At 61.5% G+C, this 15,379-nt stretch carries 14 protein-coding genes; 8 read left to right on the forward strand and 6 right to left on the reverse strand.

Translation table 11 applies throughout. The features are described 5' to 3' along the window. Positions 1-273: 273 nt before the first annotated feature. Positions 274-1,485: an MFS transporter gene (locus tag AA309_RS30495; RefSeq protein ID WP_052955110.1), complete on the forward strand. Its 1,212-nt coding sequence runs from the start codon at positions 274-276 to the stop codon at positions 1,483-1,485. A 24-nt stretch (positions 1,486-1,509) separates the two neighbouring features. On the opposite strand, the gene AA309_RS30500 is transcribed toward AA309_RS30495, so the two are convergent. Continuing rightward, positions 1,510-2,082: a GNAT family N-acetyltransferase gene (locus AA309_RS30500; RefSeq protein ID WP_047192794.1), complete on the reverse strand. Its 573-nt coding sequence runs from the start codon at positions 2,080-2,082 to the stop codon at positions 1,510-1,512. 205 nt (positions 2,083-2,287) lie between these two features. Then, positions 2,288-3,442: a type III PLP-dependent enzyme gene (locus AA309_RS30505; protein WP_047192785.1), complete on the reverse strand. Its 1,155-nt coding sequence runs from the start codon at positions 3,440-3,442 to the stop codon at positions 2,288-2,290. Between the two features lie 631 nt (positions 3,443-4,073). On the opposite strand from AA309_RS30505, the gene AA309_RS30510 reads away from it, so the two are divergent. From AA309_RS30510 to AA309_RS30540, 7 genes are all read left to right on the forward strand, one after another. Further along, on the forward strand, positions 4,074-5,648 hold the full coding sequence (locus tag AA309_RS30510; RefSeq protein WP_047192786.1) for an OpgD/OpgG family glucan biosynthesis protein: 1,575 nt from the start codon (positions 4,074-4,076) through the stop codon (positions 5,646-5,648). A 102-nt stretch (positions 5,649-5,750) separates the two neighbouring features. Further along, a complete protein-coding gene (locus AA309_RS30515; protein ID WP_052955111.1) occupies positions 5,751-6,764 on the forward strand; it encodes an ABC transporter substrate-binding protein in 1,014 nt (337 codons plus the stop codon). 31 nt (positions 6,765-6,795) lie between these two features. Then, positions 6,796-7,569, forward strand: a complete 774-nt coding sequence (locus AA309_RS30520; protein WP_047192787.1) for an ABC transporter ATP-binding protein — start codon at positions 6,796-6,798, stop codon at positions 7,567-7,569. Beyond that, positions 7,569-8,384 carry an ABC transporter permease gene (locus AA309_RS30525; protein WP_047192788.1) on the forward strand — a complete coding sequence of 272 codons (816 nt, stop codon included), beginning with the start codon at positions 7,569-7,571 and terminating at the stop codon, positions 8,382-8,384. Before AA309_RS30520 ends, AA309_RS30525 begins: the two co-directional genes overlap by 1 nt. Positions 8,385-8,476: 92 nt before the next feature. Further along, entirely contained in the window at positions 8,477-9,004 is a 528-nt protein-coding gene (locus tag AA309_RS30530) for a MarR family winged helix-turn-helix transcriptional regulator (RefSeq protein ID WP_244470553.1), read from the forward strand. Positions 9,005-9,108: 104 nt separating this feature from the next. Further along, positions 9,109-9,414: a TfoX/Sxy family protein gene (locus tag AA309_RS30535; RefSeq protein WP_052955112.1), complete on the forward strand. Its 306-nt coding sequence runs from the start codon at positions 9,109-9,111 to the stop codon at positions 9,412-9,414. A gap of 17 nt (positions 9,415-9,431) precedes the next feature. Then, on the forward strand, positions 9,432-10,403 hold the full coding sequence (locus AA309_RS30540) for a 2-hydroxyacid dehydrogenase (protein WP_047192790.1): 972 nt from the start codon (positions 9,432-9,434) through the stop codon (positions 10,401-10,403). Between the two features lie 106 nt (positions 10,404-10,509). Here AA309_RS30540 and AA309_RS30545 read toward each other — a convergent pair whose 3' ends face one another. From AA309_RS30545 to eda, 4 genes are all read right to left on the reverse strand, one after another. Then, on the reverse strand, positions 10,510-11,256 hold the full coding sequence (locus tag AA309_RS30545) for an SDR family oxidoreductase (RefSeq protein ID WP_047192791.1): 747 nt from the start codon (positions 11,254-11,256) through the stop codon (positions 10,510-10,512). Between the two features lie 134 nt (positions 11,257-11,390). Further along, positions 11,391-13,199 carry an IlvD/Edd family dehydratase gene (locus AA309_RS30550; RefSeq protein WP_047192792.1) on the reverse strand — a complete coding sequence of 603 codons (1,809 nt, stop codon included), beginning with the start codon at positions 13,197-13,199 and terminating at the stop codon, positions 11,391-11,393. Between the two features lie 345 nt (positions 13,200-13,544). Further along, positions 13,545-14,384, reverse strand: a complete 840-nt coding sequence (locus AA309_RS30555; RefSeq protein WP_052955113.1) for a tellurite resistance TerB family protein — start codon at positions 14,382-14,384, stop codon at positions 13,545-13,547. 66 nt (positions 14,385-14,450) lie between these two features. Next, entirely contained in the window at positions 14,451-15,086 is a 636-nt protein-coding gene (eda, locus tag AA309_RS30560; RefSeq protein WP_150117856.1) for a bifunctional 4-hydroxy-2-oxoglutarate aldolase/2-dehydro-3-deoxy-phosphogluconate aldolase, read from the reverse strand. Positions 15,087-15,379 lie beyond the last annotated feature (293 nt).

A 15,379-nucleotide genomic window follows, 5' to 3' on the forward strand; every position in this document is an offset into this window, starting at 1 on the left:
CCATGGACGGGCCAAGTGGTCATCGATGGTTCTCCTTGCGAAAGCTTGAGATGGGAAGAGATGTCTCCGGGTATAACGGGTCCGGGCGCATCTAGGATTGAGGAGCCCCCGGGGTCAATGCCTGCGCCTTCCTCTCTGCTCCGGATGACGATTTCCCTGCGGATGACGAACGTAAAATGGCAAGAAACGCCCCTTCCGCATGGTTTTAGGCCTCGACATTGGGAAACAAGGTCTCATGATCTGCTTTAACCTCCAGCCTATGATTTGAGCCCGATGAAATTCCATGAACTCCTCATGCGCCACGGGCGCGTGATCGGCCTCGGTTTTGCCCTGACGTTCCTGTCGTCCTTCGGGCAAACCTTCTTCATAGCGCTTTCGGGGCCGAATATCCGCGATACCTTTGGGCTCACGAACGGAACCTTCGGCCTCATCTACTCGACAGCAACCCTCTGCTCGGGGCTGTTGATGATCTGGGTCGGCGGCGTGATCGACCGCATCAACATCCGCCTCTATGCCAGTATCGCCCTCCTTGGCTTGGCTGCTGCGGCGCTGAGCCTGTCGCTTGCCCCAAACATCGTGATGTTGGGCTTGAGCCTGTTTGCCCTGCGTCTCTTCGGACAGGGCATGTCGAGCCATGCGGGCGTGATGAGCACGGCCAGGCTCTCGGCGGGAATTCGCGGCCGGGCGACCGGTGTGGCGGCGCTCGGCTTTCCTGCGGGCGAGGCGATCCTGCCCGGCATCGTTATTGCGCTGATTGCGGTGCTTGGCTGGACAACCACATGGCGCACAGCTGCGCTGTTCATCGTGGTCTGTCTCTGTCTCGGTTGGAGCCTGAGCTTTGTCTTGAAGTCGAGAGATCCGGAGCTTGAGGGCACGATTCAGGCGAGCAGCCCCGATAAAGCGGGACCACGCTGGATCGACGTGCTTCGCGACTGGCGCTTCCTCGCCCTTGTCCCGACAATGATCGGCTATCCGGCGATCGTGACGGCTTATTTCTTCCATCAGCGCCTGATTGCCGACATCAAGGGTTGGCCGCTGGAGCTGCTGGCAAGCAGCATCACCACCTTTGCGTTGGTGTCCGTGACCGTGGCGATGCTGACGGGAAGCCTCGTCGATCGCTTCGGCGCAGTACGCTTAAGCCACTTCTATCTTCTGGGACTGACCATCGCATCCGTAGCGATTGCAGCCTTCAGCGGTCCTGTCCTGGCGCCGATCTTCTTCGGCCTCATCGGTTTATCAGCCGGCGCGACGAACGTGATCATTGCAGCGGTTCTCGCCGAGCTGTTCGGCACGAAGCATCTGGGAAAGATTCGTGCGCTGGCGGGTGCGATCATGGTGGTGGCCTCTGCGGCGACACCGGGCGCCATCGGCCTGCTGTTCGATGCCGGGATCGGACTCGGCACGATAGGACTGGGCTTTGCGGCTTATCTCGTCGCGGCGGCAGGCATCACATTCGCGCTGCCCAATCCGAGAGCTTCAGAGTGAAGCCCTCGGATCGATTGCTGAAGATTAGAAGGCCGAGTGCAGGCCCGGCAGCTGTCCCTGCGCTGCAGCCGCAACAAGCGCCGTAAGATCGGGCTTGTTCTCGAATGCACCGGTTGCAGAAACAAGACCGCGTGCACCGTCGAGATAACCGGCCTCCAGTTCCAGCGCGAGGAAGCGGTTGTGCTCGTACGGCCCTGGCAGCCAGAGCGAACCGGTCTTTTCCGACGAAAAGCCGAAGCGCTCGTAGTACGGCGCATCGCCCACCAGCAGCACCGCCTTATGGCCGAGATCCGTCGCACGCTGCAACGCCTCGCGCATGAGCTTAGCCCCGAGGCCGAGGCTCTGCAGCGCGGGATCGACGGCGATGGGGCCGAGCATCAGCGCTGGAAGGTTCGCACCGGCCGAGATATGCCACAGACGCACCGTACCGACGAGCTCTCCATCGCGCTCGATGGTCAGAGCCAAGCCGTCAGCGGGCTTGCGACCCTCGCGCAGACGCTCGCAGGTCTTCTGGAACCGGGCTGGTCCGAAGCAGGTATCGAGCAGCGCTTCCCGCGCCTCGACATCGTGGAAGGATTCTTCGCGAATCGTGATCATGGCCGTGGCCTCCCAATGCATGATCAGAGCCAGCGGAAACCGGTTGCTCGCCAGGATCATGCATCTTCAAGAGCCCGGAGCCTCTTCAGCTCCGGATGGGGTTGCGACAGCCCTCGCACCTGCGTGTCATGACACGCAGGCCGTCCGGGACAACTTCTTCGAGGTTGGTGCCTGCCTCGATGAGGCGAGACAGGCGGGACGTGAGTTAGATCACGTAGGACTTCAGGGGCGGGAAGCCGTTGAACGCGACCGCCGAGTAGGTGGTCGTGTAGGCGCCCGTGCCCTCGATCAGCACCTTGTCGCCGATCTCCAGCGAGACGGGGAGCAGGTAGGGCTCCTTCTCGTAGAGAACGTCGGCCGAGTCGCAGGTAGGACCCGCGAGCACGCACGGCACCATGCGGTCGTCGTCGCGCTCCGTGCGGATCGGATAGCGGATCGACTCGTCCATCGTCTCGGCGAGACCGCCGAACTTGCCGATGTCGAGATAGACCCAGCGCACCTCGTCCTCGTCACGGCTCTTCTTCGAGACGAGAACGACCTCGGCCTCGATGATGCCTGCGTTGCCGACCATGCCGCGGCCCGGCTCGATGATCGTTTCCGGGATGCGGTTGCCGAAGTGCTTCGACAGCGCACGGAAGATCGACTCGCCATAGGCCTCGACCTGCGGAACCGTCTTCAGGTACTTCGTCGGGAAGCCGCCGCCGAGGTTGACCATCGACAGGTGGATGCCGCGATCAGCGCATTCACGGAAGATCGCCGAAGCCGAGCCGAGAGCCTGATCCCAGGCTTCGGTATTGCGCTGCTGCGAACCCACGTGGAACGACACGCCATAGGCTTCGAGACCCTGACGAACCGCATGCTCGAGCACGTCGACAGCCATCTCCGGCACGCAGCCGAACTTGCGGGAGAGCGGCCACTCGGCGCCGGCACCGTCGCACAGGATGCGGCAGAACACCTTCACCTCGGAAGCAGCAACACCGGCGGCGGCGGCAGCGCGGGCGACCTTCTCGACCTCGGCCTCGCAATCGACCGCATAGAGGCGCACGCCGATCCCGAGGGCGCGAGCGATGTCGCGCTCCTTCTTGATGGTGTTGCCGAAGGAAATGCGGTCGGGCGTGGCGCCGGCAGCTAGCGCAAGCTCGATCTCGACGACCGAGGCCGTGTCGAAGCACGAGCCGAGATCGGCAAGAAGCTTGAGCACTTCCGGGGCCGGATTCGCCTTCACGGCGTAGAAGACGCGCGTGTCGGGGAGCGCACGGGCAAACTTGGAATAGTTGTCACGCACCACGTCGAGGTCGACGACGACGCACGGGCCGTCCTCACGTCGGTTGCGAAGGAACTCACGGATGCGCTGAGTCATGGCGCTCTCCCCACCAAAGGTTCAATGGAGGTCTTCAAGCCTCCGGATTGAAGTTCAGACGGTCAGAGTTTTCTGCCGTCCGGCGTCAGCGAGGGAAGATGCATCCCGCTTCGTGCGATGGAGACACGAGAAGCGTGAGATGGGCTCTTCACCCGACGATGCTGCCTTGGATTGGATGGGAGATTCCCGTCCGCACGCCTGGCAATGATAAACAAGCCTCTTCGGTGTTGACCTTTGGAGGGCCAACGAGACCAAAAAAGCCCGTTCGTCGTTGCTTTAAGTCGCGTCCCCCGTTGAGAGCGAGGTGCGCCGGTTTTCGCCTCCGGCTGCCGGTTAGGGGTATCGAGAGCTAGGGTGCTCTCGGGCGGCTGTCCGGCCTCTTGTCCGGATGCCCACCAACCGGCACGCGACCACAGGCACGTGCGAAATTGGGCAGGGGTGAGATAAGCATATTTGCCCGGGATCACAAGACCTTTTCGTACTCCTTGCGCAATTTTTTAACCCTAGATTTGGGGAGGGCGTGGCCGGGGCAACGTTCAGGCCCTATTAAGCGGCTTAAGCTCATCCCTTGCGCGGTGAGCGCTTTGAAGGCCCATCTCCCCCGAGTCTCAGGAAGAACTGTTCCGCTACCATGATGCATCTCTCCCGCCGCACCCTCCTGCAAAGCCTGCTTGCCGCCACTGCCCTATCCGCCTGGAGCGGCCAAGCGCCGGCACAGACCCAGCAGAACGGTATGCCGGCACCGAACCCGTTTCGATTCGAGGATGTGGTGCGCCGGGCGCGGGAACTGTCGACGGCTCCGTTCGAGGCAAATCCTTCGCAGCTGCCCGAGCCGCTCAACCGGCTGAGCTTCGACGACTATCGCGACATCCGCTTCCGCCCGGACAAGGCGCTGCTCGCTTCCGGCAACGGCCCATTCCGGATGCAGCTGTTCCACCTCGGCTTCCTCTACCAGCGGCCGGTGACGGTCAATATCATCCGTGACGGCGTGCCGACGCCGATTCCCTATCAGCGTGAGCTGTTCGATTACGGGCGCAACAAGATCGAAAAGCCGCTGCCGGTGAACCTCGGCTTTGCGGGCTTCCGCCTGCATTATCCACTCAACAATCCGAAGGTATTCGACGAGTTGATCGCCTTCCTGGGCGCAAGCTATTTCCGCTTCTTAGGGAGAGACCAGAAATACGGCCTCTCGGCGCGCGGCCTCGCCATCGACGTCGAAGGCGGGGAGCGAGAGGAGTTTCCACACTTCCGCGAGTTCTGGATCGACATGCCCAAGCCCGAAAGCGATCGGGCCACGGTTTATGCGCTCCTCGACAGCCCCTCCGTCACCGGTGCCTATCGCTTCGAAATCTATCCGTCGGGGGAAACCACCCTCGACATCACGGCCACGCTCTTCCCGCGCCAGCGGATTGAGAATGTGGGACTTGCGCCCCTCACCTCCATGTTCTTCGAAGGCGAAAACGACCGGAAGCCCACGGACGATTATCGCCTCGAAATTCACGACTCGGACGGGCTGCTCATGCAGTCCGGCGCGGGCGAGTGGATCTGGCGCCCTCTGCGCAACCCGACGACCAAGACGATCTCGTCCTTCTCCGACAACAACCCGCGCGGCTTCGGCCTGATGCAGCGCGACCGGGTGTTCGAGAACTACCAGGATCTGGAGGCTTATTATCATCAGCGCCCCGGCTACTGGGTGGAGCCCGTGGGGGATTGGGGCGAGGGCTGGGTGGAGCTGGTCGAACTGCCAACCCCGGACGAGACCCACGACAACATCGTTGCCTATTGGCAGCCGGCCCGGCCCTACGAGCCCGGTCAGGAGGTCACCTTCTCGTACCGCCTGCGTGCAGCCGCAGCCATCGGCGACATGCATCCGGGCGGCAAGGCCATCAATACGTTCCAGACGCCCCCCCGCGCCAGCGGATCGAACGGTCCGAGCGATCGCACGCATCGCCGCTTCATCATCGATTTCGCAGGCGGCAACCTGCCCTATTATTTCAGCTCTCCGGAGCAGGTGCAGCTGGTGCCTTCCACCTCCGCGGGGCAGATCACCAACACCTTCCTCATGCCCAACGATCACATCAACGGCTTCCGCGCCGCCGTCGACGTGAAGCTGGAGCCCGGCCAGTCGACGGACCTGCGGGCCTTCCTGCGGGCCGGAAACCGGGCGCTCACCGAAACCTGGACCTATCCCTGGGCCGTGGAGTGAGCGCTGCCTGAAGCGTCCGGCGCTTGCCAAGCGCGCCGGAACCGCGCAGAACCGAGCCTGGACGCGCAGAGGTTATCTACGCCAAGGCGAGGGGCGAGAGCGATGAAGCGGAAGGCTTGGGCAGCGGGGCTGATGATGGTTTTGACCGGCTGGAGCATGGGCTCCGCCGTCGCGCAGCATGCCTTGCGGGAGGTGACTTTCGGCACCAACTGGCTCGCCCAAGCCGAGCACGGCGGCTATTACCAGGCGCTCGCGGACGGCACGTATGAAAAGTATGGCCTGAAGGTCACCATCGTGCCGGGCGGCCCGCGTGCGGACAACCGCATGCTCATGAGCGTCGGCAAGCTCGACTTCTATATGGGCGGCAGCCTTATCCAGGCCTTCTCAGCTGTGGAAAAGAACATCCCGACGGTGGTCGTCGCGGCTCATTTTCAGAAAGAGCCTCAGGCTCTGATGAGCCATCCGGGCCAGGGCCTCGACACCTTCGAATCCTTGAGGACATCGAAGGACATCTTTCTCTCGAAGAGCGGCGCCGCCACCTTCTTCCAGTGGATGAAGGCCGAGTTCGGATTTAAAGACGAGCAGGTGAAGCCCTACGGCTTCAGTCCCGCGCCCTTCATCGCCAACAAGCTCTCGGTGCAGCAGGGCTACGTGACCTCCGATCCGCTGGCGATCGAGAAGGCGGCGAGCTTCAAGCCCAACGTCTTCCTGCTCGCTGATCAGGGCTTCAGCACCTATTCGACCACGATCGAGACGCGCCGCGAGGTGGTGGAGAAGGATGCCGATCTCGTGCAACGCTTCGTCGATGCCTCCACCATCGGCTGGTACAATTATCTCTACGGCGACAATGCGAAGGCCAACGCACTCGTCAGGCGCGACAATCCGGAAATGACGGATGAGCTGCTCGCCTACTCGGTCGCGAAGATGAAGGAATACGGCATCGTCGATTCAGGCGATGCGCAGAAGCTCGGCATCGGCGCCATGAGCGATGCGCGCGTGAAGGACTTCTTCGACAAGATGGTGAAGGCCGGTCTCTTCAGGGCCGACCTCGACTATAGACAAGCGTACACGCTCCAGTTCGTGAACAAGGGCGTTGGAATCGAGCTGAAGAAGTAAGCATCGGTCACCATCCGGCACTGCGCATTCCATGACCACGTCCACGCTCGTTTCGCTCAATCAGGTGAGCAAGGTTTTTGCCAACGGCGTGGCGGCTCTTGAGCGCTTCAAACTTGATGTTCACTCCGGCGATTTCATCTCCCTGCTGGGTCCCTCGGGCTGCGGCAAGTCAACGGCGCTGCGTCTCATCGCAGGCCTGACGGGACCAACATCGGGAACCGTGACCTGGCCCGGCTCTTCTGAAGCAGATCATCGCAGCGAGATCGGCTTCGTGTTTCAGGAGCCGACCCTGATGCCCTGGGCCAATGTGGCGGACAATGTGTGGCTGCCGCTTCGCCTGCGCGGCGTCTCGCGGCAGGAAGCGAAAGGCCGCATTGCGGAAAGCCTCGCGCTTGTGGGCTTGCAGGATTTCGCCAAGGCCTATCCGCGCGAGCTCTCCGGTGGCATGAAGATGCGGGTCTCGATTGCGCGAGCGCTCAGCGTGAAACCGCGACTACTTCTCATGGATGAGCCTTTTGCTGCGCTCGACGAGATCACGCGATTCAAGCTCAACGACGATCTGCTCAAGCTGCAAGGCGAACTCAACTGCACCATCGTGTTTGTCACGCATTCCGTTTTCGAGAGTGCATATCTGTCAAACCGCATCGCGGTCCTATCACCTCGCCCGGGCCGCATCGTTACGGAGATCGCAGGCGCTTTCCCCCATGAGCGTCGCAGCGATTTTCGGACGAGTCTTCCCTATGCGGATCTGTGCCGGCGCGTGTCGCAGGCACTGACGAGCACCATGAAGGACGAGAGGCCGTGATGCTCCGCAATCCTCTCAAGATTCTTATGCCGCTCATGGTTTTCATCGCAGCCATTGGTGCATGGGAAACGTACGTGCGCTTTGCCGCCGTACCACCCTATATTCTGCCCGCACCAAGCCTGATCGCGGCCACGATGAAATTAGACTGGCCGATCTTGGCGGCCTCGCTGCTGGTGACGCTGAAGACCACCCTGGCAGCTCTTGCTCTCGCAGTCATCGGAGGCGTGACGCTCGCCATTCTCTTGAGCCTCTCGCGCATTGTCGAGTATTCGCTCTATCCCTTCGCTGTTGTCCTGCAAGTGACGCCGATCATCGCCATCGCCCCCTTGCTGCTGATCTATATGCCGCAGGATGTGGCCGTTCTTGCCTGCGCTTGGCTGGTGGCCTTCTTCCCCATCCTCTCGAACACCATGCTGGGGCTTCAATCCGTCGACCGGAACCTGCTGGAGCTTTTCCAGCTCTATGGCACCTCCTCTCGCCAGGACTGGGATGCTCGCCTCGAATCCCGGCTGAAGGCTCTTTGGTATCTGCGCAGACCGGCGGCCCTGCCCGCCTTCCTGGCAGGCTTGCGGATCGCGGGCGGGCTCTCGCTCATCGGAGCGGTCGTTGCCGAAATGGCCGCAGGCTCCGCGGGAGCCGGCTCGGGGCTCGCCTATCGCATCATCGAGAGCCAATACCGGCTCAACATCCCTCGCCTCTTTGCGGCCCTGGTGCTCTTGGCGCTCACAGGCGTTACCCTATTCCTTGTTTTGAGCTTCCTGTCCCGTTTTCTGCTGCGGCATTGGCACGAAAGCGCCCTCCCGCGGGAGGCCTGATGGGAGATCCGTTGAAGAGTCGCAGATCTGTCATCGAAACGTCATGAGTTGCTGGTCATGGTAAGGTGACAGCTGCTCAAGGGAAGATGGCAATGGACAAGGACATCGTACATCCTGGCGTGAAAAGCGTCGGCTGGGCCCTGGTCCAAGCATCACGTCTCCACCGCAGCCGCACGGGCGACAAGCTCTCGGAGCTCGGGCTCTTCGCCGGTCAGGAGCAGGTTCTGCAGGCGCTGGCCAGCTCCGGCCCTATGACCATGGGTGATCTCGCGGCCATTCTCCGCGTGCGCCCACCCACGGCATCCAAGACGGTGTCCCGCCTCTCAGCCCTCAAGCTCGTCGAACGGCACACGGAGCCGGGCGATGCGCGCGTAGTGCGCGTGAAGCTGACCAAGGAAGGCAAGCGTAAGGCCGCTGCCATCGATGCTCTTTGGGACGAAGTCGAAACGGAACTCCTCGCAGGCTTCGACAACAAGGACCGCAAGCGCCTCCGCAAGCTCCTGCGCAAAGCCGCCAAGAACTTGGCTGGCGTGACCGGCGCCGACCAGACCGGCTTCGAAACGGACGACGAGCTGGAAGATCTCGGCGCCGAGGAGCCCGAACTCGCCGCGACGGCCTAAAGAGATCCCAAACTCATCTCTGTTGAAACGGCGAGCTCCATCGCGTTCGGCTTCAACTTGCTCTATCGTGTCCGCACGAAGCAGCAGGAGCCGGATGCGTTTCCATGAGCGATGAGCCCATCAGCAGCCTTCCCGGAATTGGCCCTGTCACGCAAGGCCGCTTGGGAGAAGCAGGCATCCGCACGGTATCGGAGCTCAAGGCCATCGGGTCCGTGGAGGCCTATCGCCGTCTCAAGTTCATGCTTCCTCGCCAGGTCAGCCTCAATGCGCTCTATGCCCTTGAGGCTGCCTTGCGCGGTTGCCATTGGCTCGACCTGCCCCAGGATGTGAAGATGGTCCTGCAGCAAGAGGCCCAGGCGATCGAAGAAGCCTTTCGCCGCGGCCCCGTCTCCCGCTGCACGATGTGCTGAAGACAAAAGAGAGCCTCATGAGCAACACCGATATCCTGATGACCGCCCCGATGATGCCTGTGGTAGTCGACGCGCTCGACAAGGCCTTCACCCTGCACCGGCTCTGGGAGCATGAGGATCGTGAGAGGTTCTTGAGCGAAATCGGCCCGCGCATTCGCGGCGTTGCCACCAGCACGCTTTTCGGCCGCATGGATGCGACGCTCTTCGAGCCTCTGCCGAACCTCGAAATCGTATCGAGCTTCGGCGTCGGCTATGACAATGTCGATGTCGCAGAAGCGGCCAAGCGAAACGTGATCGTCACCAATACACCCGACGTGCTCAACGATGAGGTCGCCGATCTCACCCTCGGCCTTCTCCTCGCCACGTTGCGCAAAATTCCGCAGGCCGATCGCTACCTTCGCGAAGGCCGTTGGCTGAAGGCCCCCTTTCCCCTCTCTCCAACTCTCCGCGAACGCAAGGTCGGCATCGTCGGCCTCGGTCGGATCGGCAAAGCCATTGCGAAACGGCTCGAAGGGTTCGACGTGAGCATCGCTTATCATGGTCGCACGCAGCAGGAGGGCGTGACCTACACCTATCATCCGACACTTACCGGCATGGCTGAGGCCTGCGATGTGCTGATCGTCATCACGCCTGGCGGCGCAGGCACGAGGCACCTCATCAACGCCGATGTTCTGAAGGCTCTTGGGCCCAACGGCGTTCTCATCAACGTAGCGCGGGGCAGCGTTGTGGACGAGCAGGCGCTGATCGAGGCGCTCAAATCCGGCACGATCCTCACAGCCGGCCTCGATGTCTATGAGGACGAACCGCGCGTGCCGCAGGAACTGATCGATCTGGAGCATGTGGTGCTTCTGCCCCACATCGCCTCCGGCTCCGTCCATACGCGCAACGCCATGGGTCAGCTGGTTGCAGACAATCTCATCGCGTGGTTCAACGGCAAGGGGCCGCTGACACCCGTGTCCGAGACACCCTATCCAGGCAGTAAGTCCTAGAGCATCGGATCCAACAGCGGACTTGCACTTTTGGGTCCGATGCTCCCTTCACAGAGCAGCGCATTGTTCGTGCGGAAAACCGGATCCAATCTTGAAGCACGATGCGCTAAAGCGCGAAGCCGCCATCCACGAGGTGAATGTGGCCCGTCGTGTAACTCGATTCCTCGGAGGCGAGATAGACCGCGAGCGCGGCCACCTCCTCGGGCGTTCCGAGACGTCCCATCGGCTGCCGGTTGACGAAGGCTTGACGCACCGCGTCGATGTTCTGGCCTGAACTCGCTGCCAAAGATGCGATACGCTCATCAAGCGATGGCGACTGTATGGTACCGGGGCAGATCGCATTCGCGCGGATGCCACGTTTGATGAAATCGGCAGCCACAGCCTTTGTGAGGCCGATCACCGCCGCTTTCGTGGCACCATAGGCGTAGCGGTTCGGGATGCCGCGTACGGAAGATGCGCCGGAAGCGATGTTGACGATCGATCCGCCGCCGATATCCAGCATGCCCGGCAGGACGGCTTTGATGGTGCGGTGCATGGATTTCACGTTCAGGTCGAACGAGAAATCCCAGTCCGCATCGGAGCATTCGAGCACAGTGCCGTGATGCACGAAGCCTGCCGCGTTCACGAGAACATCGAACGCTCCAGCCTCGTTGACGAGCGCCTCGATGGAACTGCTGGAGCGAACATCAAGCTTGCGCCGCGTCGCTCCCTCAAGGTCTTCGAGTTTTGCTTCGTCGAGATCGGTTGCCCAGACGTGCGCGCCCTCACGGAGGAAGGCTTGCGCAATGGCGCGCCCGATGCCCTGCCCGGCCGCCGTGACGAGGGCGGTTTTGTTCTTCAGCCGATCTGTCATGACGCCTCCAGGATCTATGCGTGCAGCTTAGCGCATCGTGCGGAAAAGTGGATCCGGTTTTCCGCACGATGCGCAAGTTAAAACCAGGCATCGGGTTGATCCCAAAAGTGGATTCCACTTTTGGGTCCGATGCTCTAGTGGTTGTCGCGCGGCACGCCGTAGGTCTGCGCCACCTTCTGGTATTTGACCGCAGGCTTCAGCGTCATGCCCTCGGAGAGCTGATCCACCATCGAGCGCTGAATCTCCTGCCACGGCGTCTGGCTTGCCGGATAGGCGTAGCCACCGCGTGCTTCGAGATCGGCACGACGCTTCTCCAACTCTTCGTCCGAAAGCAGGATATCGGCTGTGCGCTTGTTGAGATCGATGCGGATGCGATCACCTGATTGCAGCAGCGCGAGACCGCCACCAGCCGCCGCCTCCGGCGACGCGTTGAGGATGGAGGGCGTGCCGGACGTGCCCGACTGGCGTCCGTCACCGATGCAGGGCAGCGAGAGGACGCCGCGTTTGATCAGCGCGCCAGGTGGCTGCATGTTCACCACTTCCGCAGCCCCCGGATAACCGATGGGGCCGGCGCCGCGCATGATGAGGATCGTATGCTCGTCGATGTTGAGCGACGGATCGTCGATGCGGTGGTGATAGTCCTCAGGCCCGTCGAACACCACGACGCGTCCTTCGAAGGCATTCGGATCACTCGGGTTGTTGAGATAACGCTCCTGGAATTCCGCGCTGATCACGCTTGTCTTCATGATCGCGGAATCGAAGAGCGTTCCCTTCAGATTGAGGAAGCCCGCCTTCTCCTTCAACGGGTTGTCATAGGAGCGGATGACATCGCGATCCCAGGTGAACTTGCCCTTGCAGTTCTCACCAATCGTCGTGCCTGTGCAGGTGATCGCATTCTCATGGATCTTGCCCGCGCCGATCAGCTCCGCCAGCACTGCCGGCAGGCCGCCCGCGCGGAAATACTCTTCACCGAGATATTCGCCTGCAGGCTGCACATTCACGAGAAGTGGAATCTCGAAGCCGATGCGTTCCCAGTCGTCATTGTTGAGCGGAACGCCGATGTGCTTCGCAATCGCGTTGATGTGAATCGGCGCATTGGTGGAACCGCCGATCGCCGCATTCGCCACGATCACGTTCTCGAACGCCTCACGGGTCATGATGTCGGACGGCTTCAGATCCTCCCACACCATCTCGACGATGCGCTTCCCGGTTTCATAGGCCATTTGGCCGCGCTCACGATATGGCGCGGGGATGGCAGCCGAGCCCGGCAGGGACATGCCGAGCGCTTCCGCCAGCGCATTCATGGTCGAGGCAGTGCCCATGGTGTTGCAATGGCCGACCGACGGCGCTGAGGAGCCGACAATATCTATGAACTGCTGATAATCGATGTCGCCCGCCGCATGACGCTCGCGCGCCTTCCACACAATGGTGCCTGAGCCAGTGCGCTCGCCATGGTGCCAGCCGTTGAGCATGGGACCGACATTGAGCGAGATCGCCGGAATGTTCACCGTGGCAGCCGCCATCAGGCAGGCAGGCGTGGTCTTGTCGCAGCCGGTGAGCAGCACGACGCCGTCGAGCGGATAGCCGTAGAGAACCTCAACGAGGGAGAGATAGGCCAAGTTACGATCAAGGCAGGCCGTGGGGCGCTTGCCGGTCTCCTGGATCGGATGGCAGGGAAACTCGAAGGCCACGCCGCCCGCCGCCGTGATGCCGTCTCGCACTCGCTTGGCGAGTTCGAGATGGTGACGGTTGCAGGGGGAGAGATCGGATCCGGTCTGCGCAATGCCGATGATCGGCTTCTTGCCCTGCAGTTCCTTGCCAGTCAGGCCGAAATTCAGATAGCGCTCAAGGTAGAGCGCGGTCATGCCCGGATTGTCCGGGTTGTCGAACCAGAGCCGAGAGCGAAGCTGATCGGGAGTGCGGCGATGGGGCCTGTCAGCCATTCTTGGATCCTCTCAATTTTAGGCACTTTGGCCTTATGTGGTGCAGGACAGGAGCCGAGAAACGGGCTTGGATAAAAATCATGGCTGCCCTGACGAGTCCTTCGGCAAGCAATCGAAAGCGAAACGCCACCTGACGCAAGGCGACTTTCGAACAAATCATACAAATTGAACAGAAATGTTGTTGCAATGAGTTGGCTGATCTACGCTGACGATCTGTCCGATATGGCGCCCCTTCCGAGCCAACAGCCTCATGGCGGTCAAACGTATCGGCACGCAAACGATCATGCCGGATAGAATTTCAGGCTGCTCGGGCGCGGCTCTCCTGATCGAGAGCAGCTTTCCAGATCAGCTCAAGGCGCTCGCCGTCTCATCGATCTGCGCACGCGTCGCAGGATCGAGATCGAGCGCCTCCGCGAGCTGATGGAGGAATTCACGTTCTTGGATCGTATCGGGATCGATGGCGATGCGCGCAGCCGCATAGACCTGAGCTGCTTTGTCGGAATCGTTGACGCTGGCAGCCAGTTCCTCGACGTCGGCTGGCGACGCCATTTCCCGCTCGAGCCAGCGGCTTGCCTCCGGATCGATGCCGGCTTCGGTCAGGCCTTTGACAATCCGTGCGCGCTCGGCTGTATCGATCCTGCCGTCTGACGCTGCGGCCGCCACCATGGTCCTCAAGAACAGCAGGGCGTCATCCTCGGTCTGCGAAACTGGATGGAACCGCGATGTCTCGGGCAGGCTCAAAGCCGCTTGGGCCAGCGCTTCGCCATCACTTCTGCCAGACACGCCTGGGGCCTGCCCCTTGGTATCCACTGTAGCCATCACACCACCCTGCTGCTTCTGATAGGCACGATAGGCGAGACCTCCGATCACTGCGAGGCCGCCGAGTTTCACAAGATTGCCGGTAAGTTTGCCTTTCTTGCGACGCCCGAACAGTAGCCCCGCCAAGCCGAGCAGCGCCGCTTGGGTGGCACCGGGATGCTGCGTTGCCAGATCCTTGGCTTTCTGAATGAGCTGGTCAGGGGATCGGCCTGTGATCTGTGTGACGCTCTTCTCGAGCTGCTGCCCCAGCCCTTGCTGGCCGGTTCCGACCTGCTGAACCTCTGAAGAGCCTTGGCGATTCTGATGAGGCTCGGGGCGGCCGATCGCGCCGACGAATGCATCCAAGAGTTTTCTGTAATCGACCATTGTGTCCTCCTGCCGGTTCACTGCCGAAGCAAGAACACAACGGAGGCGCCAGGGAATGGTTCAGGTTTAGCCCTGCAGAGAGGCGGCATCCGCTGCGAGCCGCTCGATTGCGGCAAGATCACCCTTCTTCATCGCCTCCGCAGGCGTGATCCACGTGCCGCCGACACAGACAACATTCGGAAGGGAGAGATAAGAAGGCGCAGAGGTGCGGTCGATGCCGCCAGTCGGGCAGAACATCAGGTTTGGAAGGGGCCCATTGACGGACTTGAGCCAGGCCGCGCCGCCCGAAGCAGCCGCGGGGAAGAACTTGAGATAGCTGAAACCCATGTCCGCAAGGGTCATGGCCTCGGAAACTGTCGAGCAGCCGGGCATCACCGGAATCGGAGCTTCGCGCAGATCCTCCGCGAGCTTGACCGGTGTTCCCGGTGTCACGATGAACTTGGCGCCGGCGTCCGCCACTTCACGAATCTGGCTACCCGCGAGAACTGTGCCGGCCGCGACCACGGCCTCGGGCACGGCCTTGGCAATAGCGCTTATGGCATCGAGCGCAGCAGAAGTTCGGAGCGTGATTTCGATCACCGGCAGGCCTGCGCGGACAAGGGTATGAGCAAGGTCGATGCTGATGCGTGCATCATCCACCGTGACAACGGGAATAACGGGAGCAAGTCGGAGCTGATCCCGTAGGACGTCAGTGTGCGACACGAGGGCTATGTCCTTGTTCAAGCGGATTCAGGACAGCAGATCCTTGCGCCGACGTCCAGGTTTTTATCTGCAACGTGCGAAAGCATGCCAAGCCAAGCGCATCGAGCGAAGAATCATCGGCGAATGGATGGAGGCCCCATTATGAGGGTCGGAGAGAAACTTTTGTGCAGTTGCATGCAGTCTCCAGAATGAACATCCGCTGTTTTTTGAACGCAACGCAGCTCCGGACAAGACGAAGCCCTGGCAAGACGAAGCCCTGGCAAGACGAAGCCCTCGGAGCGGTTGGCTCACGA

It is taken from the genome of Microvirga vignae (assembly GCF_001017175.1).
Taxonomy (GTDB): domain Bacteria; phylum Pseudomonadota; class Alphaproteobacteria; order Rhizobiales; family Beijerinckiaceae; genus Microvirga; species Microvirga vignae.